General features: G+C 62.8%; 19 protein-coding genes. 7 read left to right on the top strand and 12 right to left on the bottom strand.

What is annotated here, in order from left to right; genetic code table 11:
• Position 1: 1 nt before the first annotated feature.
• Positions 2-1,528, top strand: a complete 1,527-nt coding sequence (locus ACF8SD_RS10495; protein ID WP_392484864.1) for a cryptochrome/photolyase family protein — start codon at positions 2-4, stop codon at positions 1,526-1,528.
• Positions 1,525-1,704: a DUF2256 domain-containing protein gene (locus ACF8SD_RS10490; protein WP_173889586.1), complete on the top strand. Its 180-nt coding sequence runs from the start codon at positions 1,525-1,527 to the stop codon at positions 1,702-1,704. Before ACF8SD_RS10495 ends, ACF8SD_RS10490 begins: the two co-directional genes overlap by 4 nt.
• On the opposite strand, the gene ACF8SD_RS10485 is transcribed toward ACF8SD_RS10490, so the two are convergent.
• The 7 genes from ACF8SD_RS10485 to ACF8SD_RS10455 form a co-directional block, all read right to left on the bottom strand.
• Positions 1,645-2,133 (bottom strand): DUF2878 domain-containing protein, encoded by a 489-nt coding sequence (locus ACF8SD_RS10485; RefSeq protein WP_392484900.1) that lies wholly within the window; start codon positions 2,131-2,133, stop codon positions 1,645-1,647. The two genes, ACF8SD_RS10490 and ACF8SD_RS10485, sit on opposite strands and share 60 nt — an antisense overlap.
• Complete coding sequence (locus ACF8SD_RS10480; protein ID WP_173889584.1) at positions 2,133-3,395, bottom strand: cyclopropane-fatty-acyl-phospholipid synthase family protein; 1,263 nt, start codon at positions 3,393-3,395, stop codon at positions 2,133-2,135. Before ACF8SD_RS10480 ends, ACF8SD_RS10485 begins: the two co-directional genes overlap by 1 nt.
• Positions 3,370-4,179, bottom strand: a complete 810-nt coding sequence (locus ACF8SD_RS10475; RefSeq protein WP_392484863.1) for a DUF1365 domain-containing protein — start codon at positions 4,177-4,179, stop codon at positions 3,370-3,372. The genes ACF8SD_RS10480 and ACF8SD_RS10475 overlap by 26 nt, the downstream gene beginning before the upstream one ends.
• Positions 4,176-5,423 (bottom strand): NAD(P)/FAD-dependent oxidoreductase, encoded by a 1,248-nt coding sequence (locus ACF8SD_RS10470; RefSeq protein WP_392484862.1) that lies wholly within the window; start codon positions 5,421-5,423, stop codon positions 4,176-4,178. The genes ACF8SD_RS10475 and ACF8SD_RS10470 overlap by 4 nt, the downstream gene beginning before the upstream one ends.
• A gap of 3 nt (positions 5,424-5,426) precedes the next feature.
• Positions 5,427-6,179: an SDR family oxidoreductase gene (locus tag ACF8SD_RS10465; RefSeq protein ID WP_173889578.1), complete on the bottom strand. Its 753-nt coding sequence runs from the start codon at positions 6,177-6,179 to the stop codon at positions 5,427-5,429.
• Positions 6,176-6,598, bottom strand: coding sequence for a nuclear transport factor 2 family protein (locus tag ACF8SD_RS10460; RefSeq protein ID WP_392484861.1), 423 nt, complete (start codon positions 6,596-6,598; stop codon positions 6,176-6,178). The genes ACF8SD_RS10465 and ACF8SD_RS10460 overlap by 4 nt, the downstream gene beginning before the upstream one ends.
• Before the next feature lie 101 nt (positions 6,599-6,699).
• Positions 6,700-7,146, bottom strand: coding sequence for a PAS domain-containing protein (locus ACF8SD_RS10455; RefSeq protein ID WP_173889574.1), 447 nt, complete (start codon positions 7,144-7,146; stop codon positions 6,700-6,702).
• Between the two features lie 152 nt (positions 7,147-7,298).
• Between ACF8SD_RS10455 and ACF8SD_RS10450 the strand changes: the two genes are divergently transcribed.
• Positions 7,299-8,186, top strand: coding sequence for a MerR family transcriptional regulator (locus ACF8SD_RS10450; protein WP_173889572.1), 888 nt, complete (start codon positions 7,299-7,301; stop codon positions 8,184-8,186).
• Positions 8,187-8,259: 73 nt separating this feature from the next.
• Here the strand turns inward: ACF8SD_RS10450 and ACF8SD_RS10445 are convergent, their stop codons facing one another.
• Positions 8,260-8,799 carry a type 1 glutamine amidotransferase domain-containing protein gene (locus ACF8SD_RS10445; RefSeq protein WP_173889570.1) on the bottom strand — a complete coding sequence of 180 codons (540 nt, stop codon included), beginning with the start codon at positions 8,797-8,799 and terminating at the stop codon, positions 8,260-8,262.
• Positions 8,800-8,977: 178 nt separating this feature from the next.
• Here ACF8SD_RS10445 and ACF8SD_RS10440 point away from each other — a divergent pair, with 178 nt between their 5' ends.
• The 3 genes from ACF8SD_RS10440 to xth all read left to right on the top strand — a co-directional run bounded on the left by ACF8SD_RS10440 (position 8,978) and on the right by xth (position 10,458).
• The gene (locus ACF8SD_RS10440; RefSeq protein WP_392484860.1) at positions 8,978-9,250 is read left to right on the top strand and encodes a PepSY domain-containing protein; all 273 of its coding nucleotides are present in this window, start codon (positions 8,978-8,980) and stop codon (positions 9,248-9,250) included.
• 174 nt (positions 9,251-9,424) lie between these two features.
• The gene (locus ACF8SD_RS10435; RefSeq protein WP_173889567.1) at positions 9,425-9,667 is read left to right on the top strand and encodes a hypothetical protein; all 243 of its coding nucleotides are present in this window, start codon (positions 9,425-9,427) and stop codon (positions 9,665-9,667) included.
• Positions 9,664-10,458, top strand: a complete 795-nt coding sequence (gene xth, locus ACF8SD_RS10430; RefSeq protein WP_392484859.1) for an exodeoxyribonuclease III — start codon at positions 9,664-9,666, stop codon at positions 10,456-10,458. Before ACF8SD_RS10435 ends, xth begins: the two co-directional genes overlap by 4 nt.
• A 77-nt stretch (positions 10,459-10,535) precedes the next feature.
• Here the strand turns inward: xth and ACF8SD_RS10425 are convergent, their stop codons facing one another.
• The 3 genes from ACF8SD_RS10425 to ACF8SD_RS10415 all read right to left on the bottom strand — a co-directional run bounded on the left by ACF8SD_RS10425 (position 10,536) and on the right by ACF8SD_RS10415 (position 13,007).
• Entirely contained in the window at positions 10,536-12,323 is a 1,788-nt protein-coding gene (locus ACF8SD_RS10425; protein WP_392484858.1) for a thiamine pyrophosphate-requiring protein, read from the bottom strand.
• 116 nt (positions 12,324-12,439) lie between these two features.
• Entirely contained in the window at positions 12,440-12,772 is a 333-nt protein-coding gene (locus tag ACF8SD_RS10420; protein ID WP_173889561.1) for a hypothetical protein, read from the bottom strand.
• A 91-nt stretch (positions 12,773-12,863) separates the two neighbouring features.
• Positions 12,864-13,007: a hypothetical protein gene (locus ACF8SD_RS10415; protein ID WP_173889559.1), complete on the bottom strand. Its 144-nt coding sequence runs from the start codon at positions 13,005-13,007 to the stop codon at positions 12,864-12,866.
• Positions 13,008-13,201: 194 nt separating this feature from the next.
• Here ACF8SD_RS10415 and ACF8SD_RS10410 point away from each other — a divergent pair, with 194 nt between their 5' ends.
• Positions 13,202-13,429, top strand: coding sequence for a hypothetical protein (locus ACF8SD_RS10410; RefSeq protein WP_173889557.1), 228 nt, complete (start codon positions 13,202-13,204; stop codon positions 13,427-13,429).
• A 95-nt stretch (positions 13,430-13,524) separates the two neighbouring features.
• Here the strand turns inward: ACF8SD_RS10410 and ACF8SD_RS10405 are convergent, their stop codons facing one another.
• Positions 13,525-13,770, bottom strand: coding sequence for a hypothetical protein (locus ACF8SD_RS10405; protein ID WP_173889556.1), 246 nt, complete (start codon positions 13,768-13,770; stop codon positions 13,525-13,527).
• Positions 13,771-13,851 lie beyond the last annotated feature (81 nt).

The raw sequence follows: 13,851 nt of genomic DNA, 5'->3' as shown, positions 1-13,851 counted from the left end.
CATGCGCCTGGGCCTGGTCCTGGGCGACCAATTATCGCTGGAGCTGCCAAGCCTTAGGGCACTGGACCCTGCTCAGGACGCTATCCTGATGGCAGAGGTGGAGGGCGAAGCGCGCTATGTGCCCCACCATCCGCAAAAGATCGTGCTCATCTTCAGCGCCATGCGCCATTTTGCCCAGGCGCTGCGCGAGCGCGGCTGGCAAGTGCACTACGTGCCGATTGATGACAGCGAAAACAGCGGCAGCATCGTTGGCGAATTGCGACGCTGGCAACAACAGCTTGGCGCGGCACAGATCGACCTGACCGAATGTGGCGAGTGGCGGCTCGAGCACGCGTTGCGCGATTCCGGGCTGCCCTTGACGTGGCACCGCGACACCCGCTTCCTGTGCTCGCGTGAGGCCTTCGCGCGCTGGGCCGAGGGTCGCCGGCAGTTGCGCATGGAGCATTTCTATCGCGGTATGCGCAAGCGGTGCGGCCTGTTGCTGGAGCCCGATGGCAGCCCTGCCGGGGGGGCTTGGAACTTCGACAGCGAAAACCGCAAGCCACTGCCTCGCAACCTGGGCGCTCCGTTCGCGGCGCGCTTCACGCCCGATGCCATTACCCTGGCGGTCATGGCGCTGGTACGCCAGCGCTTCGGCGACCATTATGGCGAGATAGACGGGTTCGAGTACCCCGTCACCCAGCAGCAGGCGGGTGAGCTGTGGCAGCATTTTCTCGACTTCGGTCTGGCCGCATTCGGTGACTATCAGGACGCCATGGCCGAAGGTGAACCTTATCTTTTCCATTCACGCATCAGCGCGGCCCTGAACATAGGCTTGCTCGATGTGCGGCAGTTGTGCGAAGACGTGCAACGGGCCTGGCGCGACGGCAGGGTGCCGCTCAACGCGGCCGAAGGTTTCATCCGCCAACTGATCGGTTGGCGTGAGTATGTGCGCGGCGTGTATTGGCTGCGCATGCCGGACTACGCCGCACTGAACCATTTCGGCAACGCCCGCGCCTTGCCCGAGTTCTACTGGACCGGCAACACCCGCATGCGCTGCATGGCGCAAGCGATAGGGCAAACGCTGCGGCTTGGGTACGCGCACCACGTGCAGCGGCTGATGGTGACCGGCAACTTTGCGCTGTTGGCAGGCATCGCGCCTGCCGCCATCTGTGAATGGTACCTGGCGGTTTACATCGACGCATTCGACTGGGTCGAACTGCCCAACACGCTTGGCATGGTGATGCATGCCGACGGTGGCTACCTGGGCTCCAAACCGTATTGCGCCAGTGGGCGCTACATCCAGCGGATGTCCGACCACTGCAAGGCCTGCAGCTATCGGGTAGACAAGGTGGTGGAAGCCGATGCCTGCCCGTTCAATGCGTTGTACTGGCATTTTCTTATCCGCCACCGTCAACGCCTGTCAGCCAACCCGCGCCTGGCAATGGTGTACCGCAACCTCGACCGCATGGCTGCCGCGCGCCGTGATGGTGTGTGGCAACGTGGCGAGCAGTTGCTCGCCGAGCTGGATGCAGGCAGGCCGCTGTGAAGAAGCAAAACCTGCCAAGCAAGGTGTGCGTGGTGTGTGGCCGGCCATTCACCTGGCGCAAGCGCTGGGCGCGTTGCTGGGACGAGGTGCATTATTGTTCCGAGCGCTGTCGCCGCTCAGCGCCACGCAGCCAGGCGCACCAGCAAGGGCAGGGCCAAGGCCCAGATCGGCACTAGAACCAGGGTGGTTGCCAAAGGCCCCAGGGGCAGCGCGACATCGGCCAGCCTGGCGCCGCCCAGATACGCCAGGGGGCCGGCAACCGCGCCGACCACGGCGCCGCGCAAAAACGGCCGACCAGCCCAAGCCAGGCTATGGCGCAAACCGCTGGCCAGCACCAACCACATCGATGCCAGCCACAAGGGTAACGGCCAGGCATGAAAATCAAATACACCAAGGCCGCCTAGCAGGCTGTCCAGCAGGCACCCAGCCATGGTCACGCGTAACAGCGCCCAAGCTTCTGCCCGCGGTTGTGTGCATGTCCATAGGTGCAGCGCCAGCCCCAAAGGCACCAGCATCAGCACCCAAGGTGTGCTGGCACCCCATACGCACAACCACCAGCCCAATTGCAGCCACAGCCCATTGGCAACCTGGCCGCGGGTAACCATCACGCCGGTACAGGCAGCGGCGCGCGACGCGCGTTCGGCGCCGCCCACAGCAGCTGCGCCACGCCAATGGCACGCTCCTCGAAACCGCCCTGGCAGTAGCACAGATAAAACTCCCACAGGCGCTGGAACGTCTCGTCATAACCCAACGCCGCGAGCGAGGCGCGCGACTGCTTCAGGTTGTCGTGCCAGTGCCGCAGCGTCAGGGCGTAGTCGACACCGAAATCCTCCAGGTGAACCAGGTTCAGCGCTGTCTGGCGGCTGGCCGTATCGACTAGCACGCTGAGCGAGGGCAGGGCGCCGCCGGGGAAAATATAGCGCTGGATGAAGTCCACCGAGCGCCGTGCCTGGGCATAGCGCTGATCGCGAATGGTGATCGCCTGGATCAGCATCAGGCCATCGGGCTTGAGCAGCGCCCCACACTGACGGAAGTACGTGGGTAGGTAGCGGTGGCCTACAGCCTCGATCATCTCGATCGACACCAGTTTATCGAATGTGCCGCGCAGGTCGCGGTAGTCCTCCTGCAGCACGGTGATCTGCCGCTCCAGCCCCAAGTCTTTGACCCGTTGCAGGGTATGGCTGTACTGGGCCTGTGACAGGGTCGTGGTAGTGACCCGGCAACCATGATGGCTGGCGGCATGGATGGCAAGGCTGCCCCAGCCAGTGCCGATTTCCAGCAGGTGGTCTTCCGGGCCCAGTTCAAGCTTCTCGCAGATGCGTTGCAGCTTGCGAAGCTGGGCTTGTTCAAGGGGTTGGTCGGGGTGCTCGAACTGCGCAGCCGAGTACATCATGGTCGGGTCCAGCAGTTGTTCGAACAATGCGTTGCCCAAGTCATAGTGGGCCAGTATGTTGCGTCGCGCACCGCGCCTGCTGTTACGGTTGAGCCGGTGCAGCAGGCGCAGGGCGGGCCGGCCCAACCGCGCCAGGCCCCCTTCGAGGGCGTCGAGCACCTCGAGGTTGGCGACAAACAGACGGGTGACCAGGGCCAGGTCGGGGCTGCGCCAGTAACCATGGATATAGCCCTCACCGGCACCGATCGAACCATTGCTCGCCAGCAGGTTCCAGGCAGCATCATCGAGAATTTCCACCTCCGCCTGCAGGGCACTGGCGGCATCACCGAAGGCCCATTGTTGCCCATGGCACAGCACACGAAGGTGGCCATGGCGCAGCTTGCCCAGTTGTGCCAGTACAGCGTTGCGCGCCAGCGCGCCCAACCAAGGGGCGATGCCTGCTGACTTGCTAACGCTCAGGGTGGGATTGGACATGATCGGAGTCCTCGCAAGGTTGGCCAAGGGCCAGGTCAGCCTGGCTGGCGGTGTGGTCGTGAATAGGCGTGCGCTTGCAGAAAAGGCGCAGGGCTTGCCAGTAGATACCCGTCAGGGTGCGCAGGCTCATCCAGGGGAAGGCCAGGATGTAGCGGTGCAAGGCGGGGCGGTCCAAGGGTTGGCGCCGTAATGCCAGGTCGGCTTCGAAGACCTTGAGACCGCTTTGCCAGTTTTCCATGTGGATGCGTACCCGGCTCTCGTCGAGGTGGAAGCGCAAGCGGTAGTCCATGTCCAGCGGCATGAACGGCGACACGTGAAAGGCCTTGTTCACCGCGAACGGCTGGGCCCGCCCGCCCTGTACGGGCAGCACATAGTGGAAGCGCTCTTGCCAAGGGGTGTTGCGTACTTCCAGCAGGATTGCCGCCAGGTGCCCATCGCGGTCGTGGCAAAAGTAGAAGCTCACCGGGTTGAAGGCCAGTCCCCAGCAACGCAGCTGGGTCAGCAGACGTACCGGCCCTTCGGGCACCTGGCCCGTGGCCCGGCCCACCAACCGCCGCGCGGCACCGGCCAGCGATTGCCCTTGGCCGGTAAAGGCCGGCAGGTAATCGGTTTCTCGGAAGCTCAGCGGCGCCAGGCGCGAGCGCCGTAACCAGCGCGACAGGGTCATCAGCCAGGCTTGCTCGTCCAGGTCCAGGTAGAACATGCCGACCCGGTAGCGGAATGCGTGCGGCCGCGGGCTCAGGCGCCGGTGGCTGAGCCAGCCCAGGCACAGACCGCTGTTCATAGCTGTTCCCCGAAGTGGCTGGCCACCTGCAGCGCGCTGTTGACGCCGTCTTCGTGAAAGCCATTGCCCCAGTAGGCCCCGCAGAAATAGCTGTGCAGACCGCCTTGCAGCTGCGCATGCCGCGCCTGTGCCGCCAGCGCCGCCAGGCTGTATTGCGGATGGGCGTAGCTGAAGCGGGCGATGATCTGGGTGGGGTCGATCAGGGCGGTCTGGTTCAGGCTCACGCAGAACGTTACCGGCGCCTGCAGGCCTTGCAGGATATTCATGTTGTAGGTCAGCGCGGCCGGTGCCTGACCGTCGCCGGCCAGGCGGTAGTTCCAACTGGCCCAGGCTTTGCGCCGGCGGGGCAGCAGGCGGGTGTCGGTGTGCAGCACCACATCATTGTCGGCGTAGCCGATGGCACCCAGTACTGCCTGCTCCTGTGTGCTCGGTGCTTGCAGCAGGGCAAGCGCCTGGTCACTGTGACAGGCGAACACCACCTTGTCGAAGCGCTCGGTGCCGGCAGCGCTGTGCAGGGTCACCCCATCCTGATCTCGGTCGACGCGGTGAACCTTGCAGTCGAGCCGCACCTGTTCGGCGAACCGCCGGCTCAGCGGGCCGATATAGCTGCGCGAACCACCTTTTACTACCCGCCATTGCGGCCGCTGATTGACCGACAGCAGGCCATGGTTGCGGCAAAAGCGCACGAAGAACTGCAACGGAAAAGCCAGCATGTCGGCCCGGGACATCGACCAGATCGCCGAGCCCATGGGCACCACGTAGTGATCGACAAAACGTTGCCCGTAGCCTTGTGCCTGAAGATAGCTGCCCAGTGTGGTGTGATCGGCTATGCGCCCTGCATCCAGATCAGCGATGGCTTGCCGGTTGAAGCGCAGGATTTCGCGCAGCATTCCCCAGAAACCCGGTGACAGCAGATTGCTGCGTTGGGCGAACAGGGTGTTCAGGCTGTGACCGTTGTATTCCAGGCCGCTGAGTGGGTCGTTTACGGAGAAGCTCATCTGCGTGGGTTGTGAGCCCACATTCAGTTGGCCCAGCAAACGAATGAAGTTCGGGTAGGTCCAGTCGTTGAACACGATGAAGCCAGTATCGATGGCATAGCGCTCGCCTGCCCAGTCCACGTCCACGGTGTGGGTGTGGCCGCCGACCCAGCTGGCGGCTTCGAACACCGTGACCGCGTGGCGACGGGAGAGCAGGTAGGCACAGGTGAGGCCGGCAATGCCGCTTCCAATAATGGCGATGCGCATGGGTCAGTCCTGTTCGTGGCGGGCCAGGCGCAGGCCCAGGGCCAGGCGCAGACGCGGGGGCAGGGCCCCGAGCACGCGCAAGCCCCAGGTGAAAAGGCCCGGGAAGTTGATTTCGAGGGGGCGCCGGGGCAAGCGCTTGGCAATATGTTGTGCCGCGCGCTCGGCAGACCACATTTGCGGCATGGGGAAGTCGTTGCGACGGGTCAACGGCGTGTCGATAAAGCCCGGGCTGACCAACGTCACGTCGATACCCTCGCGTGCCAGATCGATCCGCTGCGACTCCACCAAGTACCGCACGGCGGCCTTGGACGCCCCGTAGGCCCCGGCACGGGGCAATGCCAGCCAGGTTACCGAACTGCCGACCACCACCAGGTGCGGGCGCTTGCCTGCCCGCAGCAAGGGCAGGGCGGCGGCTAGGCAGTTGCTCACGCCCATCAGGTTGGTGCGCACCACGCGCTCGACAAGCGCTGGGTCGAAGTGGCCGGGCTCCAGGTATTCACAAGTGCCTGCATTGAACACCGCCATGTCCAGCCCCCCCCAGGCTTGCTCGATGCGGGCGGCGATCTGTGCCACTTGTGCAGGATCGGCAATGTCGCCTTCGGCCAACAGTACCTGCCCCGGGTAACGTTCGGCCAACGGCAGCAGTGCCTGGCTGCGACGACCGCCCAACGCGACTTGGTGGCCTTGTTCCAGCAGCGTTTGCGCAAGGGCTGCGCCAAGCCCGCTGCTAGCACCTGTCAACCAGCAGCGGCTCATGCCAGCCTGCCTTTGAGCCAGCGAATGGCCCCGCCCACCAGTGGAACGTGCTCATACAACAGCGCGCCGGCGTCGAAGAAATCCTGGTGAAAATGGACGCGGTCGCGCCACTGTAGATAACTGCAGCCTTGCACCGTTATCGGTGCGCCCCGTGCCAGCCGTGGGTGACGAAACTCAAGGGTCCAGCGCAGGTATCCCTGGCCGGGTAGAACCTCGTCCGCCGCGGCAAAGGCATAGCGGATATCGCGGGCATTGGCGTACAACTGGGCGAAATAGGCCTGCAGGGCATCCAGCCCGTGAATCTGATGCAGGGGGTCGCGGAAGACAACATCTTCGCTGTACAGGGTGTTCAGTGAACCAAGGCTGTTCACGTCAAGGTGGGCAAAGCGTTCAGCGAACTGCTGCAGGTAAGCGGACATGCTCGGCTCCGGATAATCCTGTACAACACCAGATTGTTGTACAGGTATACTCGAAGCCTACGACAAAAATTGTACAAGTCAAAGTTTTTGTATAGCTATTTTCAGCTTTCGCGTTGCGCCAACTGCCGCCGCAGTTCAGCAACCTCGGCTTCCAGGGCCTTGATCCGCGCCTCGGCCTCTACCTGCCGGGAAACATCGTGTTGGATACCGATATAGTAGGTCAGTTGATCCGCCCAGTTGAATACTGGGCTGATGGACAATTCGTTCCAGAACGGGCTGCCATCCTTGCGGTAGTTGCGCAGGACTTCCCGGCAGGGCTCGCCCTTGCGAATCGCCTCGCGGATGCGGTCTACCGCTTCCTGGTCATGGTCGGCGCCCTGCAAAAAGCGGCAGTCCTGGTACAGGATGTCCCTGGCCTGGTAGCCCGTCAGCTGCTCGAAGGCTGTGTTGGCATAGATGAGGATGCTGTCTTCGCCTTCCTGCTCGGCTACGACGATGCCGTCGTTGGATTGCTCGACCATCAGTTGCAGGAGTTTTGCAGTGATCATGTAGCGCTACCTACGCAAATGTCATGTTCAGTAAGCGCAGCGTAGCCCTGTGCAGGGCTTCGCGCGCAGTTTGCTGCATGATGACCCAGTTCGGCACTGCGCAGAAGGTGTGTATCGGTTTAGAATGGGGCACTTCCCGGACGACCCGTGCAATGACTGACAATACTCAAGCTGACCTGCTGCCCATGCGCGATGTGGTCACCCTGACGGGCATCAACCCGGTGACCCTGCGCGCCTGGGAGCGGCGCCATGGCTTGCTCCGCCCGCAGCGCACCGACGGTGGTCACCGGCTGTACACGACGGAGGACGTGCAGCGTATTCGCGACATTCTGCACTGGACCAACCACGGGCTGCCGATCAGCAAGGTCGGTGAGCGCCTCGCCGCCCAGCCCAAAGCCGCCGTGCAGTCGGATTCGGCCTTCGCCGATTGGCGGGCTGCGCTGCTGCGTGCTACCCAGGCGTTCGATGCCCAAACGCTGGATGCGCTGCACGGCCAGTTGTTCACGTTGTTGCCCAAGGCTACGGTGCTGCGCGAAGTGCTGATGCCGGTCTGGCAGCAACTGGCCGCCGGGCGAGCCTTTGGCCAACGCAGCCAATGGGTGTTCTTCGATAATTTCTTGCGTGCGCGCTTACTGATGCGCCTGCAGATGAACCAGGCCAATGCGCCGCGCGTGATAATGGCGGGCACTGAAGGGCATGCTGAAGCGCAGTTGCTGTGCACCGGTCTGTTGCTGAGCAGTGAGCAACAGCGCATTGATGTGCTTGGCTGTGATCAGCCACTGGAAGAGCTGGCGCTGGTCTGCGCCGCCGTGCAGCCTGCGGCGCTGGTGATTGCCCTAAAGGGCCCGGTGAGCGCAACACTGGCCCGCCAGCTGCGCGCCTTGCAGATGGACATCGCGTGCCCGCTGGCATTGGTCGGTGCGGGGCTTCCCGCTTCAGAATCGGTCTTGCAAGGCATACCGCTGCGGCTGCTGGATGAACAGGGGGATGACCTTGCGGGGGTGTTGAGTGCCTTGCTGGCAGGCCGGTTGGAGCTTTGAGCACCCGCTGCATGATCGGGTGCGCAAAGCTCACAGCATCAACGCGACCTCGGCCTGCGTTGGCTGACGCGGTTCATTCGCTCAGTGCTTTGATCAACTGATCGTTGAAGGCCGGGATATCGTCCGGCTTGCGGCTACTGATCAGGTGGCCGTCTACCACCACCTTCTCATCCACCCACTCACCCCCGGCATTGCGGATATCGTCCTCCAAGGTCTGGTAGCTGGTCATCCGCTTGCCCTTCACCAGGCCCGCCGATATCAGCAGCCAGGCCCCGTGGCAGATCACTGCCAGTGGCTTGTTTGCCGCAGCGTGGCTTTTCACCAGCGCTTGCGCGCCCTTGATCAGGCGAATGGTATCGGAGTTCTGCACCCCGCCCGGCAACACAATGGCGTCGTACAGATCCACCTGCGCGCTGTCGAATGTCGCATCCACCGTAAACTCATCAGCCGGTTTGTCATGGTTCCAGCCGCGTACCGTGCCTTCTTTTTCACTGAGGACATCGACCACAGCGCCGCTTTTTTCCAAGGCTTCACGCGGGCCGGTCAACTCGACCTGTTCAAAACCGTCAGTCACCAGGAATGCTACGCGCTTGCCGTTGAGTTTGTTGTTCATCGTGATTCTCCGTTTTCGATAGGCCTTAGAAGGAGGCCATCGCCCCACCATGAAGTTCCAACGCGATTCACCAGCGGTGCTGGTTGATGACAACGCATCCATGCCCCGGTAATAAAACTGAACGCTGCAGTGCGGTCGCCAGTCGTACCGCTAACTTTCATGAAAAAGGATGGTGGCGATGAAGATGATGACTCGATTGTTCACTGGCCTGGCACTGGCGGCCGCGCTGGGCAGTACGGCGGCATGGGCGGACCAGCCTGGTGCTGACTGGAAGGTGAGCAAAGACCAGGCGCAAGCGACGCTGAGGGGTGCTGGCTACACGCAAATCACCAAGATCGAAGCCGATGACGGCCATTGGGAAGGTGAGGGCATCAAAGCGGATGGCAAGCACTACGAGTTCAAGGTCGATCCGCGCGACGGCAAGATCGTCAAGGACGAACTGGATAACTGATCCAGAGCGGGTGTTGCTCACTGAGCGGCCCGTGCTTGAAGCACGGGTTTTTTTGCCGATTCATGCTCCGTTCTGCTGTGCAGTGGCCGGCCACTTTCTACCGCCGATGCACCCCGAATGAACATCGTATGACGAACGGGCTCTCATATTTAATGATTGAGCGAGGGCAGCGCCATGAGTATCGAACGCAGCATTCCCGAACTGGAAGCGTGGTACGCGCAGTACGATGACGTCAGTTACCGCAGCGAGTCGCCAGACGCCTACCATCATGAACTACTGCGCACCGCCGAGGCCCTGCGCGACGATGGCAGCCTCGACTGGGACGACTGGCTGGCGCTCAAGGCACTGGCCGACGAGGCTCATGTGCGAGCGCTGCAAGACGCAGTTCAGGCCCACGTGAATGACCCTGACGCATGAAAAAACTCCGGATCGCCACCTTCAACATCAATGGTATCGGCAGCCGCTTGCCCGCATTGCTGGAGTGGTTGAAGCGCGAACGGCCCGACATCGCCTGCCTGCAGGAATTGAAGGCCGCGGATCACAAGTTTCCGCGCCAGGAGATCGAGGCAGCGGGTTACGGCTGTGTTTACCAGGGCCAGCCTGCCTGGAACGGCGTGGCCATTCTGGCGCGTGACAGCGAGCCGCTGGAGGTGCGCCGTGGCCTGCCAGGCATGGAGGACGACACCCAGAGCCGTTATTTGGAAGCAGCGGCGCATGGGGTGCTGGTCGGGTGCTTGTACCTGCCCAACGGTAATCCGCAGCCTGGGCCGAAATTCGATTACAAGTTGCGCTGGTTCGAATGCCTGATCCAGCATGCGCAAACGCTGTATGCCAATGGGCACCCAGCGCTCCTGGCGGGTGATTTCAACGTGGTGCCCACGGACCTGGACATCTACGACACACGTTCCTGGCTCAAGGATGCCCTGTTGCAGCCAGAGTCCCGTGCCTGTTTCGAGCAACTGCTGACGCAAGGTTGGACGGATGCCGTTCGCCACCTGTACCCCGACGAGCGCGTGTACACCTTCTGGGATTACTTTCGCAATCACTGGGCGCGCAACGCCGGGCTGCGCATCGACCACCTGCTGCTCAACCGCCAGCTCGCCCCTTACCTGAAAGGGGCGGGGGTAGATGGCTGGGTGCGCAATGAGGCCAAGGCCAGCGATCACGCCCCTGTGTGGGTGGAATTGGGCGGCCGCCGCCGCAGCTGAGGCAACGGGCAAAGCGCTCTGCCTGGTGGCTACCGGAACAGGCGAGGCCCATGCCGGTAGCGCAGTCACGTAGTGCGTTACTTCTTGCCCGGCAGCACCGAGCTGAGCACCTGTTTGGCGGCCTGCACGATGACCCCAGCCTGGTCAGGGTCGCCCTTGAGCAGGCTGCTGGCGAAGTTCTTGGCCTGCTCCAACTTGATGTGCGGGGGCAGGGGAGGAACGTTCGGGTCGGTCTTGAACTCGATCAAAACTGGCCGGTCAGCCGCCAGCGCCCGCTCCCACGCGTCGGCGATATCCTCCTCTCGCTCCACGTAGATACCCTGCAGGCCGATGGAGATGGCGAACAGGTGGTAAGGCACATCAGGAATTGACTGTGAAGCCTCGAACTTCGGGTCGCCTTCCATGACCCGTTGCTCCCAGGTGACCTGGTTGAGGTCTTCGTTGTTGAACACGGCGCAGATCCACTGCGGGTTGTCCCATTGCTGCCAGTACTTGGCAACGGTAATCAGCTCGGCCAGGTTGCTCATCTGCATCGCGCCGTCACCTACCAGCGCGACCACGCCACGCTGCGGGTGGGCGAACTTGGCGGCGATGGCATAAGGTACCGCCGCGCCCATGCTCGCCAGGCCCCCTGACAACGAACACTGCATGCCTTGGCGCACCATGAGGTCGCGGGCATACCAATTGGCGCAGGAACCCGAATCGCTGGTGACAATGGCATGGGCGGGGAGGCGCGGGGAAAGTTCGTGCACGACCCGCTGCGGGTTGATAGGGTCTGCCTTGGCCATGGCCCGCTTGGCCAAGGTCTTGTCCCACTTGCCGCGCCAGCCTTCGACCTTGTGCCGCCAGCGCCGGTCGGCCTTGTGCTCCAGTAGCGGCAGCAGGGCCTGCAGTGTTTCGCTGGCATCTCCCACCAGGTTGACTTCCATCGGGTAGCGCAAGCTGAGCATGTCCGGCTGCAGGTCGATCTGCACGCCACGGGCCTGGCCTTCCTTGGGCATGAACTCGGCGTAGGGAAAGCCAGAGCCGATCATCAGCAAAGTGTCGCACTCGTTCATAAGCTGCGCACTGGGCTCGGTGCCTAGCAGGCCTATCGCCCCGGTGACCCACGGCAAATCGTCGGGCAATACCGCCTTGCCCAGCAGCGCCTTGGCCACGCCAGCACCCAGTGCTTCAGCCACCGCCATCACCTGTTCGCTGGCCTGCAGCGCGCCGGCGCCCACCAGTATCGCCACCTTGCGCCCCGCGTTCAGAACCTCGGCGGCGCGTTGCAGGTCGGCTGCGAAGGGCACCACCTTGGGCTTGCTGTAGCCAACGCCGGAGTGCACGGTGCCGTGGGCCCGCGGTGGGTCCTCATAAGGCAGGTCCTGCAAGTCGTTGGGGAGAATGACAGCGGTGACCCGGCGCTCGCCGACGGCCGTGCGCACCGCGCGGTCAAGCAGGTGCCGTACTTGCGCTGGGGTCGACGCCTGCTGCACGAAGGCCCCGGCAACGTCCTTGAACATCGACACCAGGTCCAGCTCCTGCTGATAGTGCCCGCCGAGCGCGGCGCGCGCCTGCTGGCCGACAATCGCCAGAACCGGCTGGTGATCCATGCGCGCGTCATACAAGCCCGTCAGCAGGTGCGAAGCGCCTGGGCCGGAAGTCGCGATGCACACGCCCAGTTCACCGGTGAACTTGGCGTGTGCACTGGCCATGAATGCGGCCATCTCCTCATGCCGTGCCTGCACGAACTGGATCTTGCCCTCAGCTCGCCGCAAGGCACCGAACACCCCGTTGATACCGTCCCCGGGGTAGCCAAAGATACGCCGCACACCCCATTGGTACAGACGCTCCACCAGAAAGTCACCTACTGTGCTGCTCATCATGTTCTCCCTAGGCGTGATCGATAGGGGTCTGGACTGAGCAGCAGGCGGTAAAGTTTCAAGTGAGTGCGCGCGGGCCACCCGAGTGGGCGCATACCGCGCTACCGCCGGCTGGCTCAACCACCGGCGCCGCTGCCACCTGTGCCAGATCCGCCACCCTGGCCTGTTCCGGTGCCGTTCCCCGTCCCCCCACTACCCGAGCCGTGGGTGGTGCCATCTCCGCCTGTTTTATCCGTGTCGTTGCTGTCGGTACCGCCGGAGCCGGTGCCCATGCCATCGCTGGGTGTGCCGGACCCGGTCGCGCCGCCGTTGCCGTTCATGTGGCCGCTGTCATCCGTATGGGTAGCAGGGGCACGCTGGTCATTCATGTCCGTGGCGGCCAGGGCCAGCGGCGCACTGGCTCCAAGGCACAGCGCCAACAACAGCGTGTGGGGCTTGTAAGTTTTCATGGTGAGTCTCCATCGAGGTTGATCACCTTTATTTGGTCCTGGTCAGCGCATCTTCCGTGCGTTGCTGCCGACGGATGGCGCAACGCTGGGTTCAACCATCGGACTGTTCCTCAGGCGGAACCTGGCCTTCCGGCCAATCGGGCGCCTGCTTCGGTGGCTTGGGTTCGGGTACCGGCTCGCCGGGGTTGTGGGGTATCTCGTCAACATAGGGGTCGGGATGAGAAGGGTCGATCATGCTGGTTCTCCGCTGGGTGAGTGAGCAAGGCGTTAGGCGGTGTCGCCACGTCGACCGTTCCATCAAATCTGCCCAAGGGTACAGAAACTGACGATTTGACGACGCTGTCGCTACGCCAGTGGGGCAATGCAAATCAAACTTTTACCAGCCTGCATGCTCTTCTGAATACACCTGACGCAGCTGAGGAGAAACTCATGAAACACACCGATGGCAAGACTGGCGACAAGGTTCCACGCCCCATTTCCTCGGACGAGGCACAACGTGGCGAGCAGGTGCCTGGCCATGTTTTGGAGAAACCCGACCCCAAGACCGAAACGGTAGACAAGGTGATTACGCCTACGTCCATCAAAGAGCAGGAAGCAGAGACCGAGGCCATCAAGCGGCAGTTGGCGCAGGTCGATGAAAAGGTGGGCAAAAGTTGAGCTGTTGATCGACTGAAGGTTGACGGCCGTGAGCCAGGGTTGCGCGGCAGCCCTGGCTGAACGCAAACAGCCTATGGCTGCAGATGCGTAAGGGCTCAGCCCGCTTCCATGGCTGTGTTTTTCTTCCAGCCGCGCAAGTTCATGCCGCACAGGCATACCTGCAGAATGATCAGTGCCCAGGCTTGTGCCTGCCAGCCCCATATCGCCCACAGCACATTGCTGCCAATGAAGCAACAGAACCCCAGCTTACGCCTGCCGGGCCGGCGTGAGCCGATACACCAGGCGGCCAACACTGTCAGGATCATGGCAGGCCATTCAAGCCAGTCGATCAAGTCGGTCATCAAAGCTACCCAAACACATGCATTTGATGGTGGGACCGCAGTCTTTCTGGCGTGGTTCACAATACCTGACGGCCCGGGGCA

The organism is Pseudomonas sp. CJQ_9, from assembly GCF_043106615.1.
GTDB classification, from domain to species: domain Bacteria; phylum Pseudomonadota; class Gammaproteobacteria; order Pseudomonadales; family Pseudomonadaceae; genus Aquipseudomonas; species Aquipseudomonas juntendi.
Note: the sequence above shows the minus strand (reverse complement) of the source record. Positions and strands in the feature narration are given on the sequence as shown.